The organism is Sphingomonas sp. HDW15A, assembly GCF_011301715.1.
Classification (GTDB): Bacteria; Pseudomonadota; Alphaproteobacteria; order Sphingomonadales; family Sphingomonadaceae; genus Sphingomicrobium.
On record NZ_CP049870.1, the window covers coordinates 1,776,491 to 1,798,619 of the forward strand.

Annotated in this window: 25 protein-coding genes; 12 read left to right on the forward strand and 13 right to left on the reverse strand. The window is 64.1% G+C overall.

Annotated features, from left to right (window positions below; translation table 11 throughout):
* Positions 1–136: 136 nt before the first annotated feature.
* The 4 genes from panB (at position 137) to G7076_RS09360 (ending at position 3,489) form a co-directional block, all read left to right on the forward strand.
* On the forward strand, positions 137–1,006 hold the full coding sequence (gene panB / locus G7076_RS09345) for a 3-methyl-2-oxobutanoate hydroxymethyltransferase (RefSeq protein ID WP_166202273.1): 870 nt from the start codon (positions 137–139) through the stop codon (positions 1,004–1,006).
* Between the two features lies 1 nt (position 1,007).
* Positions 1,008–1,334, forward strand: a complete 327-nt coding sequence (locus G7076_RS09350) for a hypothetical protein (RefSeq protein WP_166202275.1) — start codon at positions 1,008–1,010, stop codon at positions 1,332–1,334.
* Between the two features lie 116 nt (positions 1,335–1,450).
* Positions 1,451–2,164: a tetratricopeptide repeat protein gene (locus tag G7076_RS09355; RefSeq protein ID WP_166202277.1), complete on the forward strand. Its 714-nt coding sequence runs from the start codon at positions 1,451–1,453 to the stop codon at positions 2,162–2,164.
* Entirely contained in the window at positions 2,161–3,489 is a 1,329-nt protein-coding gene (locus tag G7076_RS09360) for a PQQ-binding-like beta-propeller repeat protein (protein ID WP_166202279.1), read from the forward strand. The genes G7076_RS09355 and G7076_RS09360 overlap by 4 nt, the downstream gene beginning before the upstream one ends.
* A 54-nt stretch (positions 3,490–3,543) precedes the next feature.
* Here G7076_RS09360 and G7076_RS09365 read toward each other — a convergent pair whose 3' ends face one another.
* The 11 genes from G7076_RS09365 to rpsM all read right to left on the reverse strand — a co-directional run bounded on the left by G7076_RS09365 (position 3,544) and on the right by rpsM (position 11,787).
* A complete protein-coding gene (locus tag G7076_RS09365; protein WP_166202281.1) occupies positions 3,544–4,047 on the reverse strand; it encodes a DUF2141 domain-containing protein in 504 nt (167 codons plus the stop codon).
* Between the two features lie 78 nt (positions 4,048–4,125).
* The gene (locus G7076_RS09370; protein ID WP_166202282.1) at positions 4,126–4,749 is read right to left on the reverse strand and encodes a 2OG-Fe(II) oxygenase; all 624 of its coding nucleotides are present in this window, start codon (positions 4,747–4,749) and stop codon (positions 4,126–4,128) included.
* Positions 4,750–4,800: 51 nt separating this feature from the next.
* On the reverse strand, positions 4,801–5,151 hold the full coding sequence (locus tag G7076_RS09375) for an ArsC family reductase (RefSeq protein WP_166202284.1): 351 nt from the start codon (positions 5,149–5,151) through the stop codon (positions 4,801–4,803).
* 38 nt (positions 5,152–5,189) lie between these two features.
* Positions 5,190–6,071: a hypothetical protein gene (locus tag G7076_RS09380; RefSeq protein ID WP_166202285.1), complete on the reverse strand. Its 882-nt coding sequence runs from the start codon at positions 6,069–6,071 to the stop codon at positions 5,190–5,192.
* Positions 6,072–6,175: 104 nt separating this feature from the next.
* Positions 6,176–6,679, reverse strand: coding sequence for a hypothetical protein (locus G7076_RS09385; protein WP_166202287.1), 504 nt, complete (start codon positions 6,677–6,679; stop codon positions 6,176–6,178).
* Between the two features lie 25 nt (positions 6,680–6,704).
* Positions 6,705–8,276 carry a glutamine-hydrolyzing GMP synthase gene (gene guaA, locus G7076_RS09390; protein ID WP_166202289.1) on the reverse strand — a complete coding sequence of 524 codons (1,572 nt, stop codon included), beginning with the start codon at positions 8,274–8,276 and terminating at the stop codon, positions 6,705–6,707.
* A 108-nt stretch (positions 8,277–8,384) separates the two neighbouring features.
* A complete protein-coding gene (locus G7076_RS09395) occupies positions 8,385–8,978 on the reverse strand; it encodes a hypothetical protein (RefSeq protein WP_166202291.1) in 594 nt (197 codons plus the stop codon).
* 254 nt (positions 8,979–9,232) lie between these two features.
* Complete coding sequence (rplQ, locus tag G7076_RS09400) at positions 9,233–9,652, reverse strand: 50S ribosomal protein L17 (RefSeq protein WP_166202292.1); 420 nt, start codon at positions 9,650–9,652, stop codon at positions 9,233–9,235.
* A gap of 137 nt (positions 9,653–9,789) precedes the next feature.
* On the reverse strand, positions 9,790–10,872 hold the full coding sequence (locus G7076_RS09405) for a DNA-directed RNA polymerase subunit alpha (protein ID WP_166202294.1): 1,083 nt from the start codon (positions 10,870–10,872) through the stop codon (positions 9,790–9,792).
* Between the two features lie 101 nt (positions 10,873–10,973).
* Positions 10,974–11,363 carry a 30S ribosomal protein S11 gene (gene rpsK / locus G7076_RS09410; protein ID WP_166202296.1) on the reverse strand — a complete coding sequence of 130 codons (390 nt, stop codon included), beginning with the start codon at positions 11,361–11,363 and terminating at the stop codon, positions 10,974–10,976.
* 55 nt (positions 11,364–11,418) lie between these two features.
* Entirely contained in the window at positions 11,419–11,787 is a 369-nt protein-coding gene (gene rpsM / locus G7076_RS09415; RefSeq protein WP_166202298.1) for a 30S ribosomal protein S13, read from the reverse strand.
* Positions 11,788–11,989: 202 nt separating this feature from the next.
* Here rpsM and G7076_RS09420 point away from each other — a divergent pair, with 202 nt between their 5' ends.
* From G7076_RS09420 to G7076_RS09450, 7 genes are read left to right on the forward strand one after another with little or no spacing between them, the layout of a single operon-like run.
* Complete coding sequence (locus G7076_RS09420; protein ID WP_166202299.1) at positions 11,990–12,913, forward strand: bifunctional riboflavin kinase/FAD synthetase; 924 nt, start codon at positions 11,990–11,992, stop codon at positions 12,911–12,913.
* Positions 12,910–13,956: a glycerophosphodiester phosphodiesterase family protein gene (locus G7076_RS09425; RefSeq protein ID WP_166202301.1), complete on the forward strand. Its 1,047-nt coding sequence runs from the start codon at positions 12,910–12,912 to the stop codon at positions 13,954–13,956. The genes G7076_RS09420 and G7076_RS09425 overlap by 4 nt, the downstream gene beginning before the upstream one ends.
* A gap of 38 nt (positions 13,957–13,994) precedes the next feature.
* Complete coding sequence (gene ileS / locus G7076_RS09430; RefSeq protein WP_166202303.1) at positions 13,995–16,925, forward strand: isoleucine--tRNA ligase; 2,931 nt, start codon at positions 13,995–13,997, stop codon at positions 16,923–16,925.
* On the forward strand, positions 16,918–17,418 hold the full coding sequence (gene lspA / locus G7076_RS09435; protein ID WP_166202304.1) for a signal peptidase II: 501 nt from the start codon (positions 16,918–16,920) through the stop codon (positions 17,416–17,418). The genes ileS and lspA overlap by 8 nt, the downstream gene beginning before the upstream one ends.
* Complete coding sequence (locus G7076_RS09440; protein WP_166202306.1) at positions 17,411–17,821, forward strand: DUF3035 domain-containing protein; 411 nt, start codon at positions 17,411–17,413, stop codon at positions 17,819–17,821. The genes lspA and G7076_RS09440 overlap by 8 nt, the downstream gene beginning before the upstream one ends.
* A 16-nt stretch (positions 17,822–17,837) precedes the next feature.
* Positions 17,838–18,395, forward strand: coding sequence for a winged helix-turn-helix domain-containing protein (locus G7076_RS09445; RefSeq protein WP_166202308.1), 558 nt, complete (start codon positions 17,838–17,840; stop codon positions 18,393–18,395).
* A 40-nt stretch (positions 18,396–18,435) separates the two neighbouring features.
* Positions 18,436–18,780, forward strand: coding sequence for a hypothetical protein (locus G7076_RS09450; protein ID WP_166202309.1), 345 nt, complete (start codon positions 18,436–18,438; stop codon positions 18,778–18,780).
* On the opposite strand, the gene G7076_RS09455 is transcribed toward G7076_RS09450, so the two are convergent.
* Complete coding sequence (locus tag G7076_RS09455) at positions 18,777–19,607, reverse strand: sulfurtransferase (protein ID WP_166202311.1); 831 nt, start codon at positions 19,605–19,607, stop codon at positions 18,777–18,779. The two genes, G7076_RS09450 and G7076_RS09455, sit on opposite strands and share 4 nt — an antisense overlap.
* A 47-nt stretch (positions 19,608–19,654) precedes the next feature.
* Between G7076_RS09455 and queF the strand changes: the two genes are divergently transcribed.
* On the forward strand, positions 19,655–20,101 hold the full coding sequence (gene queF / locus G7076_RS09460) for a preQ(1) synthase (RefSeq protein ID WP_166202312.1): 447 nt from the start codon (positions 19,655–19,657) through the stop codon (positions 20,099–20,101).
* Here the strand turns inward: queF and G7076_RS09465 are convergent.
* Positions 20,098–22,128, reverse strand: coding sequence for an oligopeptide transporter, OPT family (locus G7076_RS09465; RefSeq protein WP_166202314.1), 2,031 nt, complete (start codon positions 22,126–22,128; stop codon positions 20,098–20,100). The genes queF and G7076_RS09465 overlap by 4 nt on opposite strands.
* Position 22,129 lies beyond the last annotated feature (1 nt).

Below are 22,129 nucleotides of genomic sequence, written 5' to 3' on the forward strand. Positions count from 1 at the left end.
TCTCAGCAATTTGGCGTAAATCGGCCGAGGATGCTGCAAGGATTACGCATCTACGTCCATAACTTTCCTTCGTTGTCGGCAAGACGTGGCCGTGACCGGACTGGTTGTGCATCGCACCAGCCGCTAGAAGGACCGAATGTCCACTTTCACCATCGATACGGCGACCAGCCGGGCGACCCCCTCGCCGGTTCCTGGAAAGCGCATGACGGTGCCCGCGATCCGGGCGCGCAAGGTCGACGGGGAGACCGCCGAGCCGGTCGTCATGCTGACCGCCTACACGATGCGCTATGCGCAATTGCTCGACCCGCATTGCGAGATCCTGCTGGTCGGCGACAGCCTTGGACAGGTGATCTACGGCCTTCCGTCGACCGTTCCGGTCACGCTGGAAATGATGTGCGCGCACGGCGCCGCTGTCGTGCGCGGAAGCTGGCACGCGCTGGTCGCGGTCGACATGCCTTTCGGCAGCTATGAAGGCTCGCCCGAACGGGCGTTCGCCAGCGCAAGCCGGATCTTGAAGGAAACCGGCTGCGCGGCAGTGAAGCTGGAGGGCGGCGAGGCGATGGCCGACACCATTGCTTTCCTGACCGGCCGGGGAATTCCCGTCATCGGTCATGTCGGCCTCACTCCTCAGGCCGTCAACGTGCTCGGCGGCTATGGCGCGCGGGGGAAATCCGATGCCGAAGCGAAAAAGATCGTCGGCGACGCCAATGCGGTCGCCCAGGCCGGCGCTTTCTGCGTCGTCGTGGAAGGCGTGATGGAATCGATCGCCGACAAGGTGACGAAGGCGATCGACGTTCCGACCATCGGCATCGGCGCTTCCGCAAATTGCGACGGCCAAGTGCTGGTGACCGAGGACATGCTCGGCCTGTTCGAGCGGACTCCGCGCTTCGTCAAACGCTATGCGAATCTGGCGAGCGAAATCGGCGCCGCCGCTGCCGCCTATCGCGAGGAAGTGCGGGCTCGCACCTTCCCGACCGCCGAGCAGACGTATCGGCCGAAGATCTGAAATGAGTTACCGCGAATCGCGCTACAATCCTGATTACGACGGCGAGGCGGAACTGCCGGAAACTCCAAAACAGCGGCTCGCGAAGTGGATAGCTTTGCCGATTGCGCTACTGTTATTCCTATTCTTGCCTACCAACAGGACCTTCGCGGATAGCCAACTTGCGCTCCTTGTCTTGTGGGCAGCCCTAATCGCTCAGGTTGTTTTCGGGGCAGCATTTCCCTCTTATGCGCGCGCCCTTATTCGAAGTGAGGAGCCGCGAGCATTCTGGATGTTGATCGCCGTTCAAAACGCAGCGATTAGCGTTGTCACGTATCTTGTTCTGCACTGATGCTGCCCTTTGCCTTTCGTTCCTCCGCCCGCTAGACGCTCGCATCCGGCAAGCTTCCGTTCAGGCGGGGGAGGAAGCATGGCCCCTGTGACGTCCCGCCCATGAAGAGGTAATTTTTGGCTCTCCCTCCTTCGGATACCAACGAAGCCTTCCTGCGCGAGGTCGATGAGAACCTCCGCCGGGACCAGGCCGAACAGCTCCTCAAGAAAAACGCCCCGCTGATCGTCGGCGGCGTCCTTCTGCTGCTCGCGCTGGTGGCGGGCTACCTCTATTGGCACAACCGTCAGCAGGAAGCCGCAGCGCGCGACAGCGAAACACTTGTTGCCGCGATGGAGGAAATCGGCGCCGGCCGCACGGGGGTCGACAAGAAGCTGGACCCGCTGCTCGAAAGCTCCTCCGAAGGAATCGCCGCCCAGGCCAAGCTGACCAAGGCGGCGGTGCTGCTTTCCAAGGGCGACAAGACGGGGGCAATCGCGCTTTATCGCGGGCTTGCGGCGGACAGCGGCATCGCCCAGTCAACGCGCGACCTCGCGACCATCCGGATGACCGCTCTGGAATTCGACACGCTCGAGCCGGCGGCAGTCATCGCCCGGCTTGAGCCGCTGGCCAAGCCAGAGAGCGCCTGGTTCGGGAGTGCCGGCGAAATGACGGCGATGGCATTGCTCAAGCAGAACAAGACCGCCGAGGCCGGCCGCCTGTTCGCCGCGCTTGCCGGCAACAAGACCGTACCGATGACGATCCGCAGCCGTGCCGTCCAGATTGCCGGAACGCTCGGCGTGGACGCTTCTGCGGCGATCGACGATCTTTCCAAAGGACCACAATCCCGATGACGCTTCGTAATCGTAACCTCGTGCTGATCGTCAGCGCGTCCGCGCTGGTGACGGCCTGCAACCCGTTCAAGAAGGACAGGGTGGAAACGCCGACCGTCGGCGAGCGGGTTTCCGTCCTTGTCAACGAAATCGAGCTTCAGGTCGATCCGGAGACCGCGGCAATGCCCATGGTCCTGCCCGAGGCCGTCGCCAACGAGGAATGGGCGCAGTCCGGCGGCAATGCTTACAAGTCGGTCGGCCATGTCGCGCTCGGCCAGGCGCTGGGAACGGCATGGACTGCGCGGATCGGCGAAGGCAACCACAGCGGCGCCCGGCTGGTTACCGGCCCCGTAGTCGGCGGCGGCCGGGTCTACACCATCGATACGCTAGGCGTGGTGCGCGCATTCGATACCCGCAATGGCGGCGAAATCTGGAGCGCGCGCTTCGGCGACGCAGGCAAGGACCGCGCCGTGCTCTACGGCGGCGGAGTCGCTTTCGATAACGGCCGCATCTACGCGACCAACGGTCTCGGTTACGTCGCAGCGCTCGACGCGGGAACCGGAGCGCCGATCTGGACGGTGAAGCCGGCCGGTCCGCTGCGCGGTGCGCCGACCGTGGTCGGCGACGCGCTTTACGTGATGAGCCAAGACAACCAGCTATTCTCCCTGAAGACGGCTGACGGCGCGACGAACTGGTCGAGCGCGGCGGCGCTGGAAATCGCCGGCGTGTTCGGCTCAGGCGCCCCTGCCGTGGCGCGCGGAACGGTGGTCGCCGGCTTCTCCTCGGGCGAGCTCAATGCCTACCGCTACGAAAATGGCCGCGTCGTCTGGCAGGATGCGTTGCAGCGCACGACCATGTCGACCAGCGTCGCTTCGCTTTCGGACGTCGACGCCGATCCAGTCATCGACGGCAACCAGGTGTTCGCGCTCGGCAAGGGCGGCCGAATGGTCGCGCTTGAACTGACCAGCGGCCAGCGCATCTGGGAGCAGAATGTCGGGAGCATCGCGACGCCGTGGGTCGCGGGCGACTGGGTGTTCGTTGCGACCGACGAAGGCAAGGTGCTGGCGATGAGCCGCGCCAACGGCAAGATCCGTTGGCTTACCGAGCTCCGCCGCTGGCGGGACCAGGCCGGCAAGAAGGGTCCGATCTACTATTCGGGCCCGGTTCTGGCCGGCGGACGGCTGATCGTGGCCGGAACGAACGGCACGCTGATCAACATCGATCCGGCAACCGGCGTGGTTCAAAGCCAGACCGGTGCCGGCGACGGTGTCACCGCGCAGCCGGTTGTCGCCGGCTCGACGCTTTACATCCTCACCGAGGGTGGGCGGCTGATCGCGTACCGCTAGAGCCGCCAGGCGTAAGGCCCCGACAAGCGAAGCGTGGCGGGTTTCGGGCTCAGCCTAGATCGGACCGACGCTTAGGCCCTGACGGTAATTCAGGACGACGCTGATGCGGGTTGGCCCGTTGCCAACGCGCACGGCGGTCTGGCCGAAACTCGGCTTGGTGGTCAGCCCAAGCTTCGGATTGCGCGAAAAGGCCGCGCCATCGTTCCAGTCCGACTTGCGGTTGGCATTGGCATCGTGGCGAATCGCGGCCGAATAGGTGCCGGCGGATGGCAGTGGCAGACAGACGTCGACGCTGCGCCGGCCATTGAGCGGAACGTCGACGCGCCCGGCCCACTTGCCCTTCTTGAGATGGTTCGAGGCGCCAGGGCCATAAGCCTGGACCCGGACCTTGCCGGACCCGTTCTTCAGGCCGGTCACGCGAACCAGCAACGCCGGCTTGCTGCCTTCGCGGCATGTAGGGTCGTTGGGACTGGCCTCGCGCGGATCGGCGAAGGCCGGACCCGTGACCAACAGGGCTGCGGACATGGCCGCAATGGCAGTGGGAAGTTTCCAGTTCATGGCCGAAAAGCTAGCGAAACCGGGCTGAACCGGGTCTTACGAGGCCGTTCAGCAACAGTGCCGCGCCGAGTGTCAGGCTTAATCCAGCCCGATGCGGCGGCCGACGTGCCGGAAGAAGCGGCGGACCCGCTCATGCTTTTTCGTGCGTTCGAGGCCGCTCAGATAGTTGAGCTGGAGCGAACGCCGCTCGCCTTCGAACGGCTTGTGCCCGTGCCAGCAGTTCGGAGTGACCTTGAACGCCAGCATGTTGCCGAGCAACGGCGGGACCTCGGCCACATAATCGTCGAGGTCGCTGCTATTCTTGAGGATGCGCAGACCTGTTTCCGACGACGCGGCTTCCTGCTCCTTGTTGAAATAGAGCAGGACGGTCACAGCCTTGGTCGGCGTGTCCGTATGAATGTTCCCGTCCGTCTTGCGGGCGTGACCGCGCAGGTTGATCTTGATGTCCAAACCATCGAGCGTGACGTCGAATTTTTCGGCGATGACCGACCGAAACGCATCGCCCTTCAGTTCGTCAAGAAGGGCGGCGAAGGCCGGACCAGGCGAAGTGTCGGATGGGTTGACCACCCCTGCCCGGCCGATCTTCGGGAAATCGGAAGCCACACGATCGACGGAATCGGCAAGGATCGCCTGTTCTACCGTGAAGAACGGATATGGCTTTTCCTGAACTTCGGCTGCGCGAATTCGGGCAAGGTCGAGCATGGTCACGTCCGTGAAGTTAGTGTCTCGTCCTTGCCGAGAAAAGTGGCGGCTTCATGGCTTCCACTCGGTTTCGAACGCTTCGTTCGAGAAGCCGACCGTGACCTTGCCGCTTTCGTCCTCGACCACCGGCCGCTTGATGAGGCTGGGATTGGCTTCCATCAGCCGCACGGCCTTGTCGCGGTCGATGTCCGCCTTGTCGGGGTCGGAAAGCGCTCGGAATGTCGTCCCGCGCCGGTTGAGCAAGGTCTCCCAACCGGCGCTTTCCGCCCAGCGCTCAAGCATTTCGGCACTTACGCCGAGCTTCTTGAAGTCATGGAAGCGATAGTCGACGCCTTGGGCATCGAGCCACGCCCGCGCCTTCTTCACCGTGTCGCAATTGGGAATCCCGTGAAGCGTGATCATTCGGCGGCTATGCCTTCATCGCACCATTGGAACCAGAGCTAGTCGTCTCGCTTGGTGCCGACTGCCGACTTTCCTTCCTCCTGCCGTTCGATCGCCCGAGCGATATTCTGCCGTTGCTGGTCCGCAGTGCGATTGTTTTCCCGTTGTAGGTAGAAGCCGCTCAGCGCGTTGCGGTCGAACGACGACATGCGCAGCGGTGGGCCGTCGTCGTGGGAATGGAACAGCGACAGGATCGATGAGCGGTCGACATGCGGCGTTCGCCAGTTGACGTCGAGCATCAGGTGCATGGTCGCAAAATCGGCGAGCTGGCGCAGGCTCTTGCCGATTGTCGCCCGGCGGTCGATCACGACCAGGCCGGATTCCATCTCTTCGCGGACGTTGGTGTAGAGGCGCGTCGCCGAGGCGAAACGCGACACTTTGTCCATATGGACGCCGTCCTTGGTGTACGTGTTCACCGTATGCCAGCTGTAGGCGGCGCGGCGCGGCCCCGAAAACTGGTCGAACTCGCGCGGGCTCATGTTCATGAAGAAGCTCGGCTCCTCCTTGTTCAACGCCCAGAGCAATTCCTGCGGCTGGTCGATGAAGATGACGGCCGCGTTGACCGAGCATCCCTCCTTGCCGACCTTGCCGCCCGTCGCGACGATATTTTCGCGAATGATTCGAGCCAGTATGGCGGTCCAGTCGGCCGGCATTCCGATCACCGCCGGACAAATCTCGTCCTCGAAGCGCGCGAGCTGGTCGCCCGTGGACTCGTCGATCATGCGCCGAAGCTTCGTCACGACGGAAGGCCGATCCTCGGTGTCGCGCTGGCCCTGGACGACGATCGGTTCGTCGGCAGTAGCACCAGGCGCTTGAGCCGCGGCCGGCGCCACGAACGAAGTAATCAGGAAGGAAGCGGCAGCAAAATACAGCGGGCGCATCGAAACATCCCCTTTCACGCCAATGCCTATACTCCAATCTTACTAGGCCGTGATCCCGTCATTCTACGAACGGACTTTTGGCGGCTCCGCCTTGACCGAAGCCATCAGGGGCTGTGACCGCCCTTGAGCTCGTAAAGAGGCTTGGCGAGGCTACTGTCCTGCTCATCGTAGAACCGTTGGAACGCATCGGTGAAAAGGTGCCGCCGGATGCTCCAGGCATCGCTTGCGCCCGGCATCGCCTTGGTATCGCGCAGAATGAGCACATTGGCCGACCACATCTTGCTGTCGATGAGACCGCGGCCCTGTTGAAGGTACAGTTCTTCCCAGATGCGCAAGACATAGGTGAAGAAATTGACGAACTGGACGCGTTCGGGCTCGGTCAGGCTGGCGATCCCCTGGCGACTTCCGCGCGACCATAACTCCGCCAGCTGGGGATTTTCAGCGATGATCCTGCTGACGCTCTGGTGCTTGTCCATGTGATTGCGTTCCGCGGCTTCGCGGAGCATCTGGATGCCAAGGCGCGACTGGACGACGAGAAACAAAACCGAGGCGACCACGGCCAGGTTGGCGACGATCTGGACGGCGTTCGCCGTTTCATTCCAATCCATGCTTCCCCCTTTCAGCAGGGCAGGCTCACTCCCACTCGATCGTCCCGGGCGGCTTCGACGTGTAATCGTAGGTCACGCGGTTGATGCCCTGGACTTCGTTGATGATCCGGGTCGCGACGGCGCTGAGGAAGGACGCGTCGAACGGATAGATATCGGCAGTCATGCCGTCGACGCTGGTCACCGCGCGAAGTGCACAGACGCTGTCGTAGGTCCGGTAATCGCCCATGACACCGACCGTCTTGACCGGCAGAAGGACCGCGAACGCCTGCCAGATGGCGTCGTAGAGCCCGGCATTGCGAATTTCCTCGAGGTAGATGGCGTCCGCCTTGCGCAGGATATCGCAGCGCTCCTTCGTCACCTCGCCAGGAATTCGGATCGCAAGGCCCGGTCCGGGGAACGGGTGACGGCCGACAAATGCGTCAGGCAGCCCTAGCTCGCGGCCAAGCTCGCGAACCTCGTCCTTGAATAGCTCGCGAAGCGGCTCGACCAGCTTCATGTTCATCCGCGCTGGCAGGCCGCCGACATTGTGGTGGCTCTTGATCGTCACGCTCGGTCCGCCAGTGAAGCTGACGCTTTCGATCACGTCGGGGTAAAGCGTACCCTGGGCCAGGAAGTCGGCGCCGCCGACCTTCTTGGCTTCGGTTTCGAACACGTTGATGAACTCGGCGCCGATGAACTTGCGCTTGGCTTCCGGGTCGGTGACGCCCTTGAGGCCGCCGAGGAAGTCTTCGCTGGCGTCCACATGGACCAGCGGGATGTTGTACGAATTGCGGAACAGCGAAACGACCTGTTCCGCCTCGCCCATCCGCATCAGGCCGTGATCGACGAACACGCAGGTCAGCTGGTCGCCGATCGCCTCGTGGATCAGCACCGCCGCGACCGCGCTGTCGACTCCGCCCGAAAGGCCGCAGATGACGCGCCCTTCGCCAACCTGCTCGCGAATTTCAGCGATCTTGGTCTCGCGATAGGCGGCCATCGTCCAATCGCCGCTGCAACCGCAGATGTGACGGACGAAGTTGGCGATCAATCGGGCCCCGTCCGGGGTGTGCGCGACCTCCGGGTGGAATTGCGTCCCGAAATATTGCTTCTCGTCGTTGGCGATGACGGCGAACGGTGCGCCGTCGCTAACCGCGACGATCCGGAAGCCTGGGGCGAACTCGGTCACTTTGTCGCCGTGGCTCATCCACACCTGGTGGCGCTCGCCGACCTTCCACAGCCCGTCGAACAGGGCGCAATCCTCGGTGACAGTAAGGAACGCGCGGCCGAACTCGCCGTCGCGCTCGCCATCGGCGCCGCCCGCCTCGACCCGGCCCCCAAGCTGGTGGCTCATCACCTGCTGGCCGTAGCAGATGCCGAGGATCGGAAGGCCGCTTTCGAACAGAGCCTGCGGTGCTCGCGGGGAGCCCTCTTCCGGAACGCCAGCGGGGGAACCCGACAGGATGATCCCGCGCGGCTTCATTCGTGTGAACGCGTCTTCGGCCGTGGTGAACGGCGCGATCTCGCAATAGACACCGGCCTCACGCACCCGCCGGGCGATCAGCTGGGTCACCTGGCTTCCGAAGTCGACGATGAGGATGGTGTCGGTGGGGTGCGTCATGACGGGCCGATAGTCATCACCGCCCGCCCATGCAACCGGGCCCAAACGAAATGCGCCGGAGTCGCGGGGACCCCGGCGCATCTTTGGTTTCCGGCTTAGCCGGAGACTTTAGTAGCGGCGATACGGATAGTAGCCGCCGCGGTAGCGGTTGGCGTCGATGTCCGTGATCCGGCCATAGCGGTCGACGGTGCAGTCGAAGCGCGCATCGGCGACCGGCTGATAACCGTACTGGCCGTAGCCATATTGGTCGTAGCCATAGCCGTTGTTGCCATAGCCGTTGTAGCCCGCACCATTCGCGCCAGTGCTCGCAAGGCCGATGATCTTCAGCCCGCCGTTCGAACGGCGCTGGACCTCCGTCACCGACAGGACGCGCGCGCCCTGGTAGTTGCGATACTGGTTGTTGTAGCCGTAGCCGTAACCGTACTGGCTATACCGCCCGCGCTCATTGTCGAAACCGCGCGTATTGATGCGGTGCTCGACCGCACGGACGCACTGCTCGACCGAATAGCGTTCGTTCTGGCCATAGCTGCGGCCGCCCAGGATCGAGTCGAGGATGGTTCCGACGACATTTCCCTGGCCGTAGCCGTACTGGCCACCGTAGCCGGGATAACCGTAACCATATTGGGCCGCGGCCGGGGCCGCCGTTGCTGCCAGCGCCGCGAAGCCCGCGCCGCCGAGCAGAATTTTCGTAACAGCCTTCATGGCCTGCTCCTTCGCTTTACACGCGCCCACCCACTGGGCGCCATGACATTGTGTCTACGTCGTTACGGCTGCATCGCGACTGAATGACGCGGATTCCTGCCGTTCAGCTACGTTAACCGGGCGCGTTTCTAGGCGAGCGCCTCATTCGGGTCCACACGCTCAAATCCGCAGCTTTCCCGCACGAAACGACACCAAAAGAAAAAGGGCGTCGCGATTGTCCCGCGACGCCCCGAATATTGGGATGCGATGAACTTTTAGGCTTGTTCGTCTTCGCCTTCGACGAGGATCGGGCCGCTGTCCTGGCCCTTTGCATCGACGTCCCGGTCTACGAATTCGATGATCGCCATCGGCGCCGCATCGCTCTGGCGAATGCCGGCCTTGATCACGCGGCAGTAGCCGCCCTCGCGCTTGGCGTAGCGGTCGGCCAGAACATCGAACAGCTTGGCGAGCTGCGCTTCGTCCATCAGCCGGCTCATCGCCAGCCGGCGATTGGAAAGGCCGCCGCGCTTAGCCAGCGTGATCAGCTTTTCGGTGTAGGGGCGCAGTTCCTTTGCCTTGGCGAGGGTGGTGGTAATCTGCTCGTGCTTGATCAGCGCCGCCGCCATGTTGCGCAGGAGCGCCGCACGGTGAGCGGAGGTCCGCTGTAGCTTACGATGTCCGACGCGATGCCGCATATTTCATTCCTTCGTTCGTAAAGGGGCCGTGTCAGGCACCCCAGTCCGGGCCGCACTCAGGGCGGCGGCCCACAACCCAATTCGGCCGAGCAGAGAGCTGCTTTGAACCTGTCCCCCTGACAGGCCCCAATCGGCTGTTAGCCTAGCAGCTCTTGCTCGAGCTTCTTGGCCATTTCCTCGATATTTTCAGGCGGCCAGCCGGGGATGTCCATGCCGAGGCGGAGGCCCATCGAGGCAAGGACTTCCTTGATCTCGTTGAGGCTCTTGCGGCCGAAATTGGGCGTGCGGAGCATCTCGGCCTCGGTCTTCTGGACCAGGTCGCCGATGTAGATGATGTTGTCGTTCTTGAGGCAGTTCGCCGAACGCACCGAAAGCTCCAGCTCGTCCACCTTCTTAAGAAGGTAGCGGTTGAGCTGGTTGGTGTCGGTGGTCGTGCCGCTGGCCATCGTCTCGCCCATCGGCATCGCGCCGCCGATCATGCCCGAAGGCTGGCTCGGCACCATTGCGTCGTCGAAGTGGACGAACAGCTGCAGCTGATCCTGAAGGATGCGCGCGGCATAAGCGAGCGCATCTTCCGGCTGGACGGTTCCGTCGGTCTCGATCGTTAGCGTCAGCTTGTCGTAATCCAGCTCCTGTCCGACGCGCGTGTTTTCCACCTTGTACGCAACCTGGCGAACCGGGCTGTACAGCGAGTCGACCGGGATAAGGCCGATCGGCGCATCGACCGGACGATTGGCTGCAGCCGGGACATAACCCTTACCGATGTCGGCGGTCAGCTCCATGTTAAGCGTCGCGCCTTCGTCGAGATGGCAGATGACAAGGTTCGGGTTGGTGACCTCGATGTCGCCCGGGCAGTTGATCTGGCCTGCGGTGACTTCGCCCGGGCCGGTCGCCGACAGGGTCAGGCGCTTGGGACCTTCGCCTTCCATCTTCAGCGCGACCTGCTTGATGTTGAGGACGATGTCGGTGACATCTTCCCGAACGCCAGCGAGGCTCGAGAACTCGTGGAGCACGCCCTCGATCTTGATCGAGGTGACGGCGGCGCCTTGAAGCGAAGACAGGAGAACCCGGCGCAGCGAGTTGCCGAGGGTCATTCCGAAACCGCGCTCAAGCGGCTCGGCGACGAACGAGGCCTTGCGACGGGTATCGCCGCCGCCAGCCTTCTTCTCGAGCGCGTTGGGCTTCTTCAGTTCCTGCCAGTTCTTTGCGTTGACGGCCATGTTTCTTCCTTGGCAGTGGTGCCGCCGGGCGTCCCCGAAGCACCGGATTTCTAACTTTTTTCTTCCCTACCTTGGCGAAAGTACCACTTTCGCCAAAGCGGTCAGACGCGGCGGCGCTTGGACGGACGGACGCCGTTGTGCGGGATCGGGGTCACGTCGCGGATCGACGTGATCTGGAAACCGACCGCCTGGAGCGCACGAAGCGCGCTCTCGCGGCCCGAACCCGGACCTTTGACCTCGACCTCGAGGGTGCGGACGCCATGCTCGGCGGCCTTGCGGCCGGCGTCTTCGGCGGCGACCTGGGCAGCATAGGGGGTCGACTTGCGGCTGCCCTTGAAGCCCATCATTCCGGCGCTGGACCAGGCAATCGCATTGCCCTGCGCATCGGTGATCGTGATCATAGTGTTGTTGAAGCTGGCGTTCACGTGCGCGACGCCGGCGGTGATGTTCTTGCGCTCGCGGCGGCGAAGGCGCTGAGGTGCTTGAGCCATTAGAAAATCCTCGAAATGCTGGAAGAGGCTGCCCGCGAATGACGCGAGCTAGCGCTTACTTCTTTTTACCGGCGATCGGCTTGGCCTTGCCCTTACGAGTGCGCGCATTGGTGTGCGTGCGCTGGCCGCGAACCGGCAGGCCCTTGCGGTGACGCAGGCCGCGGTAGCAGGCGAGATCCATGAGCCGCTTGATGTTCATCGCGGTCTCGCGGCGAAGATCACCCTCGACGGTGTGATCGGCGTCGATCGTCTCGCGAATCTGCAGGACTTCCTGATCCGTCAGGTCCTGGACCCGGCGCTCCGAGGCAATCTTCAGCTTCTCGGTGATTTCCTTGGCCTTGGTGCGCCCAATGCCGTGGATGTAGGTTAGCGCGATTTCAACGCGCTTGTTGGTGGGGATATTGACCCCGGCAATACGTGCCATGCTAGTTCGTTCTCCGTCTGCTCCACAGGGCGGCAGGCGGCCGCCCCATCTCGTCGCAATGACCCCGCACTCCAAAGGAAAAACGGCGCGCGCACAAGTGCGCCGCCGGCAGCCGGTGGAACGGGATGCGGGCCATCTATGTGCGGGCAACCGCAGAGTCAAGTAGCTGGACTTGGCTTGGATAGCCGCTAATCCCCAGCCGATGAAGCGTCTTTCGCCTCGCCAACCGATCGACGACAACCTCTCCGGGGCAATCCTCGCGCTTGGCAATTTTGACGGCTTTCACCTCGGACACCAAGCGGTGGTTGGGCGCGCGATCCAGCGCGGCGCGCACGAGCGGCGGCCAGTGATCGTCGCCACCTTCGATCCGCACCCGGTCGCCTTCTTCCGGCCGGAGACACCGCCGTTCCGCCTGACGACCCTGGACCAGCGCGAGGAATTGTTCGCCCATGCCGGCGCCGACGCGATGCTGGTGTTCGACTTCGACGCCGACCTGGCAGCGACGAGCGCCGAATCCTTTGTCAGCGATCTCCTGGCGGAAAGGCTGAGAGTCTCCGGCGTCGTCACCGGGTCCGACTTCACGTTCGGCCGCGGGCGCGGCGGCAATGCGGCGATCCTGGCCGATCTGGGCGCCGATCACGGAATCCTCGCCGAAACGGTCGCTCCTGTCCTGCTGGAAGGGCAGCGCGTTTCCTCCGGCCTGGTCCGCGAGGCGCTGAAGGCCGGCGATCCCGGAACGGCGACCCGAATGCTCACTCGCCCGTTCGCAATCCGCGGCACCGTGATCGACGGGGACAAGCGCGGCCGCGATTTCGGCTGGCCGACCGCCAATGTCGAGCTCGGCGACTACCAGCGCCCCGCCTACGGCATTTATGCTGTCCGCGTCCGGCTGGACGACGGAAGCGAGCATGACGGAGTCGCCAGCCTCGGCGTCCGGCCGATGTTCGATCCACCCAAGGAATTGCTGGAAGTGCATGTTTTCGACTTCAACAAGCACCTCTACGGACAGACGATCGAGACATCCTTGGTCGCCTACCTTCGCCCAGAAGCGAAGTTCGATTCGGTCGAAGAACTCAAGACGCAAATGGAACGCGACGCCGAAGATGCGAGGAATGCGCTTGGATGAAGCATAAGCTTGGCGTTGCCGCCTTTGTACTGGCGGTCTTGCTGCTCGCCATCACCGTCTTCAACGCCAGCTGGCTCGCTCCGAAGCCGAAAGGGGCACTTCGCCTCGTAGCGCATCGCGGCGTCGCACAGCAGTTCGACCATCGCGGGATCGACAACGACACCTGCACCGCGACCCGGATCGAGGCGCCGACGCACGATCGGCTGGAGAACACCGCCCGCTCGATCGAGGATGCGATTCTCCAGGGCGCAGACATGGTCGAGGTCGATATCGCGCCGACGAAAGACGGCAGGATCGCGCTATTCCACGACTGGACGGTCGATTGTCGGACTGACGGCAAGGGCAACGTCCGCGATTTCACGCTGGCCGAGTTGCAGGCGCTCGACAACGGCCACGGCTACAGCCCGGACGGCGGCAAGACCTTCCCGTTTCGCGGCCAGCGCAGATATCCCATCCCGTCGCTCGAAGAGGGCCTTCGCGCCGCCCCGCGCACGCCGCTCATATACAACTTCAAGAGCAAGGATCCGGCCGAGGCCGATATGCTCGCCGCCGCACTGAAAGCCGCCGGCCGCGAAGTCGAAGGCATTGGCGATGCCTTTTACGGCGACCCTGCCGCCGTCGCGCGGATCCGCACCCACTTCCCCAAGGCCTGGGCGTGGAGCAAGCAGGGCATCAAGGACTGCACCAAGGCCTATGCGCTTCAGGGCTGGTTCGGGATCGTGCCGGAGGCGTGCAAGGGCGAAACCCTCGCCGTCCCGCTCAACTATCAGTGGGCGATTCCCGGCTGGCCCGACCGCGCATTGGCGCGGATGAAGGCTGCGAACGCCCGCGTGCTGATCGTCGGTCCTTATGGCGAGGACGGCCCGATGGGCCTCAGCCTGCCCGAGCAGCTCGGAAAGATCCCGCGGAGCTTCAAGGGCTATGTCTGGGTCGAGGATATCTGGACGGTCGGTCCCGCGCTCCGCCCCGGCCGCGACATCCGCAGCCAGGCGCAGATCGACGCCAGCGCGGCGGCGCTCGAGCGGCGGAAGGTGCGCTCATAGTTTGCAATCGCCGCCCCGCCCGCTAATGCCCGCGCGCAATGTCCGACGCCCCCGATAAGCCCGATTACCGCTCGACCGTCTTCCTGCCGAAGACCGACTTTCCGATGAAGGCCGGCCTGCCGCAGAAGGAGCCGGGTATCCTCGCGCGCTGGCAGTCGGACGATCTTTACGCCCGCGTTCGCGAGGCTCGGGCGGGGCGCGAGAAGTTCATCCTCCACGATGGCCCGCCCTATGCCAACGGCGACATCCACATCGGCCACGCGCTCAACCATGTGCTGAAGGACATGGTGGTGCGCACCCAGACCCTGCTCGGCAAGGACGCGCCCTACGTGCCCGGCTGGGACTGCCACGGGCTTCCAATCGAGTGGAAGGTCGAGGAGCAGTATCGCAAGCAGAAGCGCAACAAGGACGAGGTTCCGGTCAAGGAATTCCGCGCCGAGTGCCGCGCCTATGCCCAGAACTGGGTCGACCGCCAGCGCGAGCAGCTCAAGCGCCTCGGCATCGGCGGCCGCTGGGACAAACCCTACCTCACCATGAACTTCGAGGCGGAAGGGACGATCGTCGCCGAGCTGATGAAGTTCGCGGAGACCGGCCAGCTTTATCGCGGCGCCAAGCCGGTGATGTGGTCGCCGGTCGAGAAGACCGCGCTGGCCGAGGCCGAGATCGAATATGAGGACATCGTTTCGACCCAGATCGATGTCGCGTTCGAGATCGTCGAAAGCCCGATCCCGGAGCTAGTCGGCGCGCACGCGGTGATCTGGACCACCACGCCGTGGACGATCCCGGTCAACCAGGCGATCGCATATGGACCGGACGTTGAGTACCTGCTTGTAGAGGTGGATGTAGTCGACGGATTTATCGACATTTCGACTGATCAACTCGATGCGGTCGAAGAGGACGTGATTGGCACGTTCCGAACCTTGGTTGCAGCGGAACTCCTCAATCAGTTTCACAAGCGGGTCACCAAGGGCCGTGAAGCACGCGGAGCTGAGATCCTTTGGCGCGGCAAAGGCTCCGACATCGCCGGCACCATCGCCCGCCACCCGATGCAACATTTCGGCGGCTTTTTCGCCAATCCGCGCCCGTTCCTGCCCGGCGACTTCGTCACCACCGACCAGGGCACAGGCCTCGTCCACATGGCGCCCGACCATGGCGAGGATGATTTCGACCTGTGCAAGGCGCACGGCATCGGCCCGCAATTCGCGGTCGAGGGCGACGGCAAATATCGCGCCGACTGGCTATGGCTTGGCGGCCAGGGCAGCGTCATCAACGCCAAGTTCAACGCGCCTGACGGCCCGATCTGCTCGGACCTGCGCGAGGCTGGCGCCCTTCTCGCCGCTTCCGCCGACTTCCGGCACAGCTATCCGCATTCGTGGCGGTCCAAGGCCAAGGTTATCTACCGCTGCACGCCGCAATGGTTCGTGCCGATGGACAAGGTGCTGACCCATCTTTCCCCCAAGACCCGCGCCGAAAAGCGCTGGGAAGGCGAAGGCGGGGCGATCGACCCCGCCGACGAGGAACTGTGCGCCGCGCCGACGCTCCGCGAGGCGGCGATGCGCGGGATCGGGCAGACCCGCTTCGTCCCGGAAAAGGGCCGCAACCGCATCGGCTCCATGGTCGAGGGCCGCCCGGACTGGGTGCTGTCGCGCCAGCGCGCCTGGGGCGTGCCGATCGCTTTGTTCGTCCACCGCAAGGGCGGCGAGCTGCTGATTGACCGCGAGGTCAACGCCCGCATCGTCGCGGCGATCAAGGCCGAAGGCGTCGATGCCTGGGACGAGGCCCGCGCCCAGGAGTATCTCGGCAATGCCTATGACGCCGCAGATTACGAGATGATGCGCGACATCCTCGACGTCTGGTTCGACAGCGGCTGCACGCACGTCTTCACGCTGGAAAGCGGCACTTGGCCGGAGCTGATGCGCGACGACGCCGACCCGCGCCCCGCCGACCTCTATCTCGAAGGCAGCGACCAGCATCGCGGCTGGTTCCAGTCCTCGCTCCTCGAAAGCTGCGGCACTCGTGGCCATGCGCCCTACAAGGCGGTGCTCACCCACGGATTCACGATGGATTCCAAGGGCATGAAAATGTCCAAGAGCCTTGGCAACACCGTCGATCCGTTGAAGGTGATGGAAACCTATGGCGCGGACATCATCCGCCTGTGGGCCCTCTCCGTCGATTATACCGAGGATCACCGCATCGGCGACGAGATCCTGAAAGGCGTCGCCGATCAGTATCGCAAGCTGCGCAACACCTTCCGCTATCTGCTCGGCGCGCTCGACGGCTTCACGGAAGAGGAGCGGATCGGCGTCGCGGAAATGCCGGAGCTGGAGCGCTACATGCTCTCGCTGACGGCCGCGCTCGACGAGCGGCTTCGGCGTGCCGTGGGCGACTTCGACTTCAACGATTACACCCGCGCGCTGGCCGATTTCTGCAATGAGGATCTGTCGGCCTTCTTCTTCGATATCCGGAAAGACTGCCTCTATTGCGATGCGCCTTCGGATCCGAAGCGACGCGCCTACCGCACCGTCCTCGACACCCTGTTCCACGCCTTGGTCCGCTGGGCGGCGCCGGTTCTCGTGTTCACCAGCGAAGAAGTGTGGGGGACGCGCTATCCGGAAGGAGGAAGCGTCCATCTGCTCGAATGGCCGGAGATCGGCTGCTGGCGCGACGAGGCGCTGGAGACCAAGTGGTCTGCACTTCGCGAGGCACGCACCCAGGTTACCGAGGCGATCGAGCCGCTGCGCCGCGACAAGGTCGTTGGCTCGAGCCTCGAAGCGGTCGTAACGAGCCCGGCTGAGGGCGATCCCGACCTGCTCGCCGAGCTGTTCATCGTCTCGTCCGTCAAACCCGGCGACTCGCTGGCAGTGACAAAGACGGACAAGCTCAAATGCGGGCGCTGCTGGCGGCACCTGCCGGAAGTCGAGGACGACGGCGGCCTTTGCGCTCGTTGTGAGGAGGTCGTGAATGGCTGACCGCAAGGCCGCGTGGGTCACCGCCCTCGCCTTCTTCATCGTCGACCAGCTGACCAAGTGGATCGTCATCGGCCCGCTTCGACTGCAGGAACGGTTCCAGATCGAGCTTCTGCCGATCTTCAACCTGACCTGGACGGAGAATCGCGGAATCAGCCTCGGCATGGCCCAGGCCGATAGCGACCTGGGCCGCTGGCTGCTGGTCGGCGGCACCGCGATCATCGCAGGCCTTGTCGGCTGGTGGATCACGCGCGAGAAGCAGCGCGGGGACCAGCTTGCGCTGGCGATGGTGCTCGGCGGGGCGCTCGGCAATATCGTCGACCGCATCCGCTTCGGCTATGTCGTGGACTTCCTCGATCTGCATTTCGGAGACTTCCGACCGTTTTTGGTCTTTAATGTCGCCGACGCCGCGATTAGCATCGGCGTCGTTATCCTGTTGCTGCGCGCCTTGCTGGTTCGACCCGAGGCGAAGGAAGAGAGAATCGAAAATGTCTAAGGCCCTTACCGCCCTCATCCTGATGCCGGCGCTCGCGCTTGGCGGATGCGCCCTTTTCGCACCGAAGACGGCGCCGCTCGACGAGTTCGCGGTGGCCCGCAACGCGCCGCTGGTAATTCCGCCCGATTACACGCTGACCCCGCCAGTCGCGGGCACGATCAGCAGCACCGCCGAAGGCGCCCAGACCCAGGCGATCGAGGCTTTGTTCGGCGGCCCGAGCCCGCGTAGCCAGACCGAGACGTCGCTGCTCCAGGAAGCCGGACGCGACCGCGCCGCTCTTGGCGCACGCTCGGTCGCTGGCGATCCCGACACGCGAGTCGTCGACAAGGGCAACCAGACCCGCGCCATTCTTTCGGCGCCGGAAAGCCAGTCGACCGAAGCGACCGCCAATCCCCCGCAATAAGCGCGAGAACCCACGAATGACCGCAGAATCGCTTTCGTCCCGGCTCGCCGAGCTGGAATCCATTCTCGACCGCGCCCGCCGTCGTTTCGAGGAAGGGCTGAAGATCGTCGAGGAAGCGCATTCGACGTTCGGCGAGGTGCAGCAGGCATTGCTCGGCTCGCCCGGCAGCCTGTCCCCCGAGGAGAGCGAGGAAGCGGCCTCCAAGCTTCTCTCGAAGCTCAAGGCGAGCGGTGCGGACATGCCGGAAACCTTGTGCGGAGGGCGGCTGTCGGTCGATCCCGTTCAGCGGCTGATCCGCATCGACGGCCATCCGATCGGCATTACCGAGATGGAATATCGCGTGCTGGAGCTGCTGGCTTTCGCGCGCAACAACGTCGTCACGCGGACGATGCTTCTGAAGCACCTCTATCGCCGCGCGGACGACCAGCCGCAGCCCAAAATTATCGACGTCTTCATCTCCAAGCTCAGGAAGAAGCTACGGCTCGCCTCCGACGGGCAGGAGTTCATCGAGACCATCCCGCAGCGGGGCTGGATCCTCCGCGACGTCGACGCTGACGGCAAGCCCGCGTCCTGAGGCTCACAGTTTGTTAATTGCCGCGCGTTAATAAGCGCGGATGATTCATTTCCTGCCAGATCCGGAGACGGCTGTCCCGGCGCAGTCCGATGCAGTCGCGGCCCGCGCCGGCGGGTTGGCTCGCGCTTTGGAGATCGTCGAGCAGATCGGCGGGGAATCTTCCGGCTTCTCTCACGCCGATTTTGCCGCGCGACTGGCCTCGGCCGGGGACAGCCGGATGCTCGATCTGATGTCGGAGCGCGCCGTGGCCGCGTCGGTGGCTGGGCTGGAGGCGATTGCGCTGCTGAGCGAATCCGGCGGAACCGCCAACCCGGCCGCGGCCCGGCTTCTCGCCGACACAATCCGCGACGCCCTCAACGAAATGGGCGCGTTGCTCAGCCTTTAGGCCGGTCCCTTGGCCTTGGGCGTCTTCGGGTCGGCGCCCCATTCCGACCAGCTTCCATCGTAAAGCTTGTGGCCGCGGCCGCCGAGGCGGCGCGCCGCGAAGATCACGCTATTGGCGGTAACGCCCGAGCCACAGGTGGCGATGAACGGTTGGGCCGGGTCGACCCCCGCCGCTCCAAATTCCTGCGCTAGTGCCTCCTCGGATTTCAAGGTGCCGTCCTCGCGGTAGAGCGAGGCGAAGGGCAGGTTGCGCGAGCCCGGGATGTGGCCAGGCTCGACGCCGGGGCGCGGATCGGGATCCACGCCCTCGAACCGGCCTCGCCCGCGCGCGTCGACTAGGGGAAGCTCGGCACCCTTGAGCAAGTCGGCCATGGCGACGACATCGCTCGCCGCCATCGCCTTGAAGCGCGCATTGCGGGGGCTTGATTCGCCGCTTTCCAGCGGGCGTCCCTCCCGCCGCCATTTCTGCAGCCCGCCGTCGAGAATCGCGACCCGATCGGCCCCGAAGTGGCGGAGCATGAACCAGCCGCGCGCCGCGGTGCGATATGGCGAATTGTCGTAGACGACGATCCGGTCGTCGCGGCCAACCCCGATCGCTTCCATCGCCGCCCCGAACGCTTCGGGGCTTGGAAGCATATGCGGCACGCCACGGCTCTTGTCCGCGACCTCGTCGATGTCGAGAAAGCATGCGCCGAGAATATGGCCCTCGCGAAACTCCGCCTCCGCGTCGCGGCCGTCCGCCGGCATGTGGAAGGTGCAATCGACGATCACCAAGTCGGGCTGCTCCAGGTTCTGGGCCAGCCATTCCGTGCTTACCAGCTCGTCCATGTCGCGCTCCTCGCAAAGCCGTTTGACTGCTGCTAAGGGCCCGCGCGATGGAAACCAAGCATCTTGGACAGGCCAGCGCCCTCCCCGCCTCGCCGGAGGAAGCTGCACTCGATTATGTGCCGAACCCGCGCGCCGGCGAACTCTACCTCGTGCGCTTCGCGGCGCCGGAATTCACCTCGCTCTGCCCGGTGACCGGCCAGCCTGACTTCGCCCATGTCGTCATCGATTACTCCCCGTCCGATACGATCGTTGAATCCAAGAGCCTCAAGCTCTTCCTCGGCAGCTTTAGAAACCACTGCGGATTCCACGAGGACGTTACCGTCGGGATCGGCAAGCGCCTGTTCGACGAGATGAAGCCGAGGTGGCTTCGCATCGGCGGCTACTGGTATCCGCGCGGCGGCATACCCATCGATGTCTTCTGGCAGTCGGGCGAGCCGCCGGCAGGGCTTTGGCTGCCCGACCAGGGCGTCGCCAGCTACCGTGGACGGGGCTAGCGCGGCGCGGCGGTGACGTCGCCCGCCGCATCCGGCGAAATCGGCAGATCGGCCTGGCCGCGGATTCGCGAATAGAGCCACGCGATCGACCCGGCGAACAGGGCGAAGCCGATCGGCACCGCCCACCATTGCTCTTCGATTACCGCGAGCACGTTGGCGCTGTCGGCCGAACCCGCGCGCTCCGCGCCAGCGACGATAGCCGCGAACAGCACGCCCATCAGGCTTTCGCCAACGATGAGGCCGGTCGCCATGAGCGTTCCGATCCGCTCCGCGAAGGCGGGGTTTGCCTGCCGTTCCGCCCAGCGGTTGTAGAGCCAGCCGATCAGCGCGCCGAGCGGCACCAGCAGGGTCAGCTCCATCGGCAGGTAGATGCCGAGACCGACGGCAAGCGCGGGCAGGCTGTATTTCGCCGTATTCTTTCGAAGGAGCTCGTCGATGAGGATGACGACTGCTCCGATGGCTACTCCGGTGCCGATCAGGCTCCAGTCGAGATTACGGCCAAGCACGCCCTGGGCGATGGTGGAAATCAGCGCCGCCTGCGGAGCGGCCAGGGCATTCTCCCCGGCTCCGGGCGCACCGACGAAGCCGAAGGCGGTGTTGAGGAGGTCGAGGATCGGCGGAATGACCAGCGAGCCAAAGACGACTCCGAGTACCAACGCGACCTGTTGCTTCCATGGGGTCGCGCCGACCAGTTGGCCGGTCTTCAGATCCTGCAGGTTGTCGTTCGAGATGGTGGCGATGCCGAATATGATTGCGGTGACGAACAGCGCGAAGGCGACGAGCGCCCGGGTCGCACTCTCGTCGACCGAGCCGTAGATGGCAGCGAGGATCAGTGAAATGCCGAGCACGGACAGGATTCCGACGCCCGAGACCGGACTGTTCGACGCGCCGATCAGGCCGGCCATATAGCCAGTGACCGAGGCGATGACGATGCCGGCGCCGAGGATGTACATCAGCGACAGGATGACGGTGAGTGTCGGATCCGCGCCGATCGGACCGCTTGCGGCGAAGCTGTAGAGCAGAAGGAAGATCGGGATCATCGATGCGACGATCGTGCCGGCCACGATCGAGATCGGGAGGTCTCGCTCGGTGATGTCGAGCGCCTGGCCAGCACCGCGCGCCTGATTGGCGGCCATGGCCTCCCGAATGCCGCGGACGATGGGCCCAAGAATCTTGAGCAGTGTCCAGATTGCAGCAATGCCGATCACCCCGGCGCCTATGATTCGAGCTTTCTCGCGGAAGGCCGTGCCAACCAACGTTTCGAGATCGCCTCCGCTGGCAGAAACAAGTGCGGGATCGGTCGACCAGTATGGCACGATCCCGAGCCAACTGATCAGCAAGCCGACGATCATGGCAATGCCGACCGCCATGCCGACGAGATGTCCGACGCCTATCAACGCCATCGAGAAGTTCCCGGAAACCGCGGTGGCGGTTGGCCCGGCGCGGAAGGCATGGCTTGCGGTTTCGGCAACCAGCTTCAACTTCGACAAGATGAAGTAGCCGGCCGAGACCAGACTGCTGGCGAGGATCGCGTTGAGTCCGCGCCGATTTTCTTCCGCCCCGCCGACGCCGGCGCCAACCTTTAGAACCTCAGCTGCGGCAACGCCTTCCGGATAAGGGAGGTCGCTGCCCGTCACGAGGGCGCGGCGAAGCGGAACGGAGTACATCACGCCGAGGATTCCGCCGATGGCGATGATGGCGACCGACAGCCAGTAGGGGAAGCCGGTCCACCAGCCGATCATGATAAGACCCGGCAGGACGAAGATGATCGCGCTCAGCGTCCCGGCGGCCGAGGCGATGGTCTGGACAATATTATTTTCCTGGATCGAGGAATCGCGGAAGAATTTGAGGATTGCCATCGAAATGACGGCTGCCGGGATCGAGGTCGCAAAGGTGATTCCGAGCTTGAGCCCGAGGTAGACGTTGGCGGCCGTGAAGAGGACGGTCAGCAGCGCGCCAAGCAGGACACCGCGAAGGGTGAGCTCGATCAACGGGCGCGGCGCCGCTCCGGCATCGTTCGAACTCATG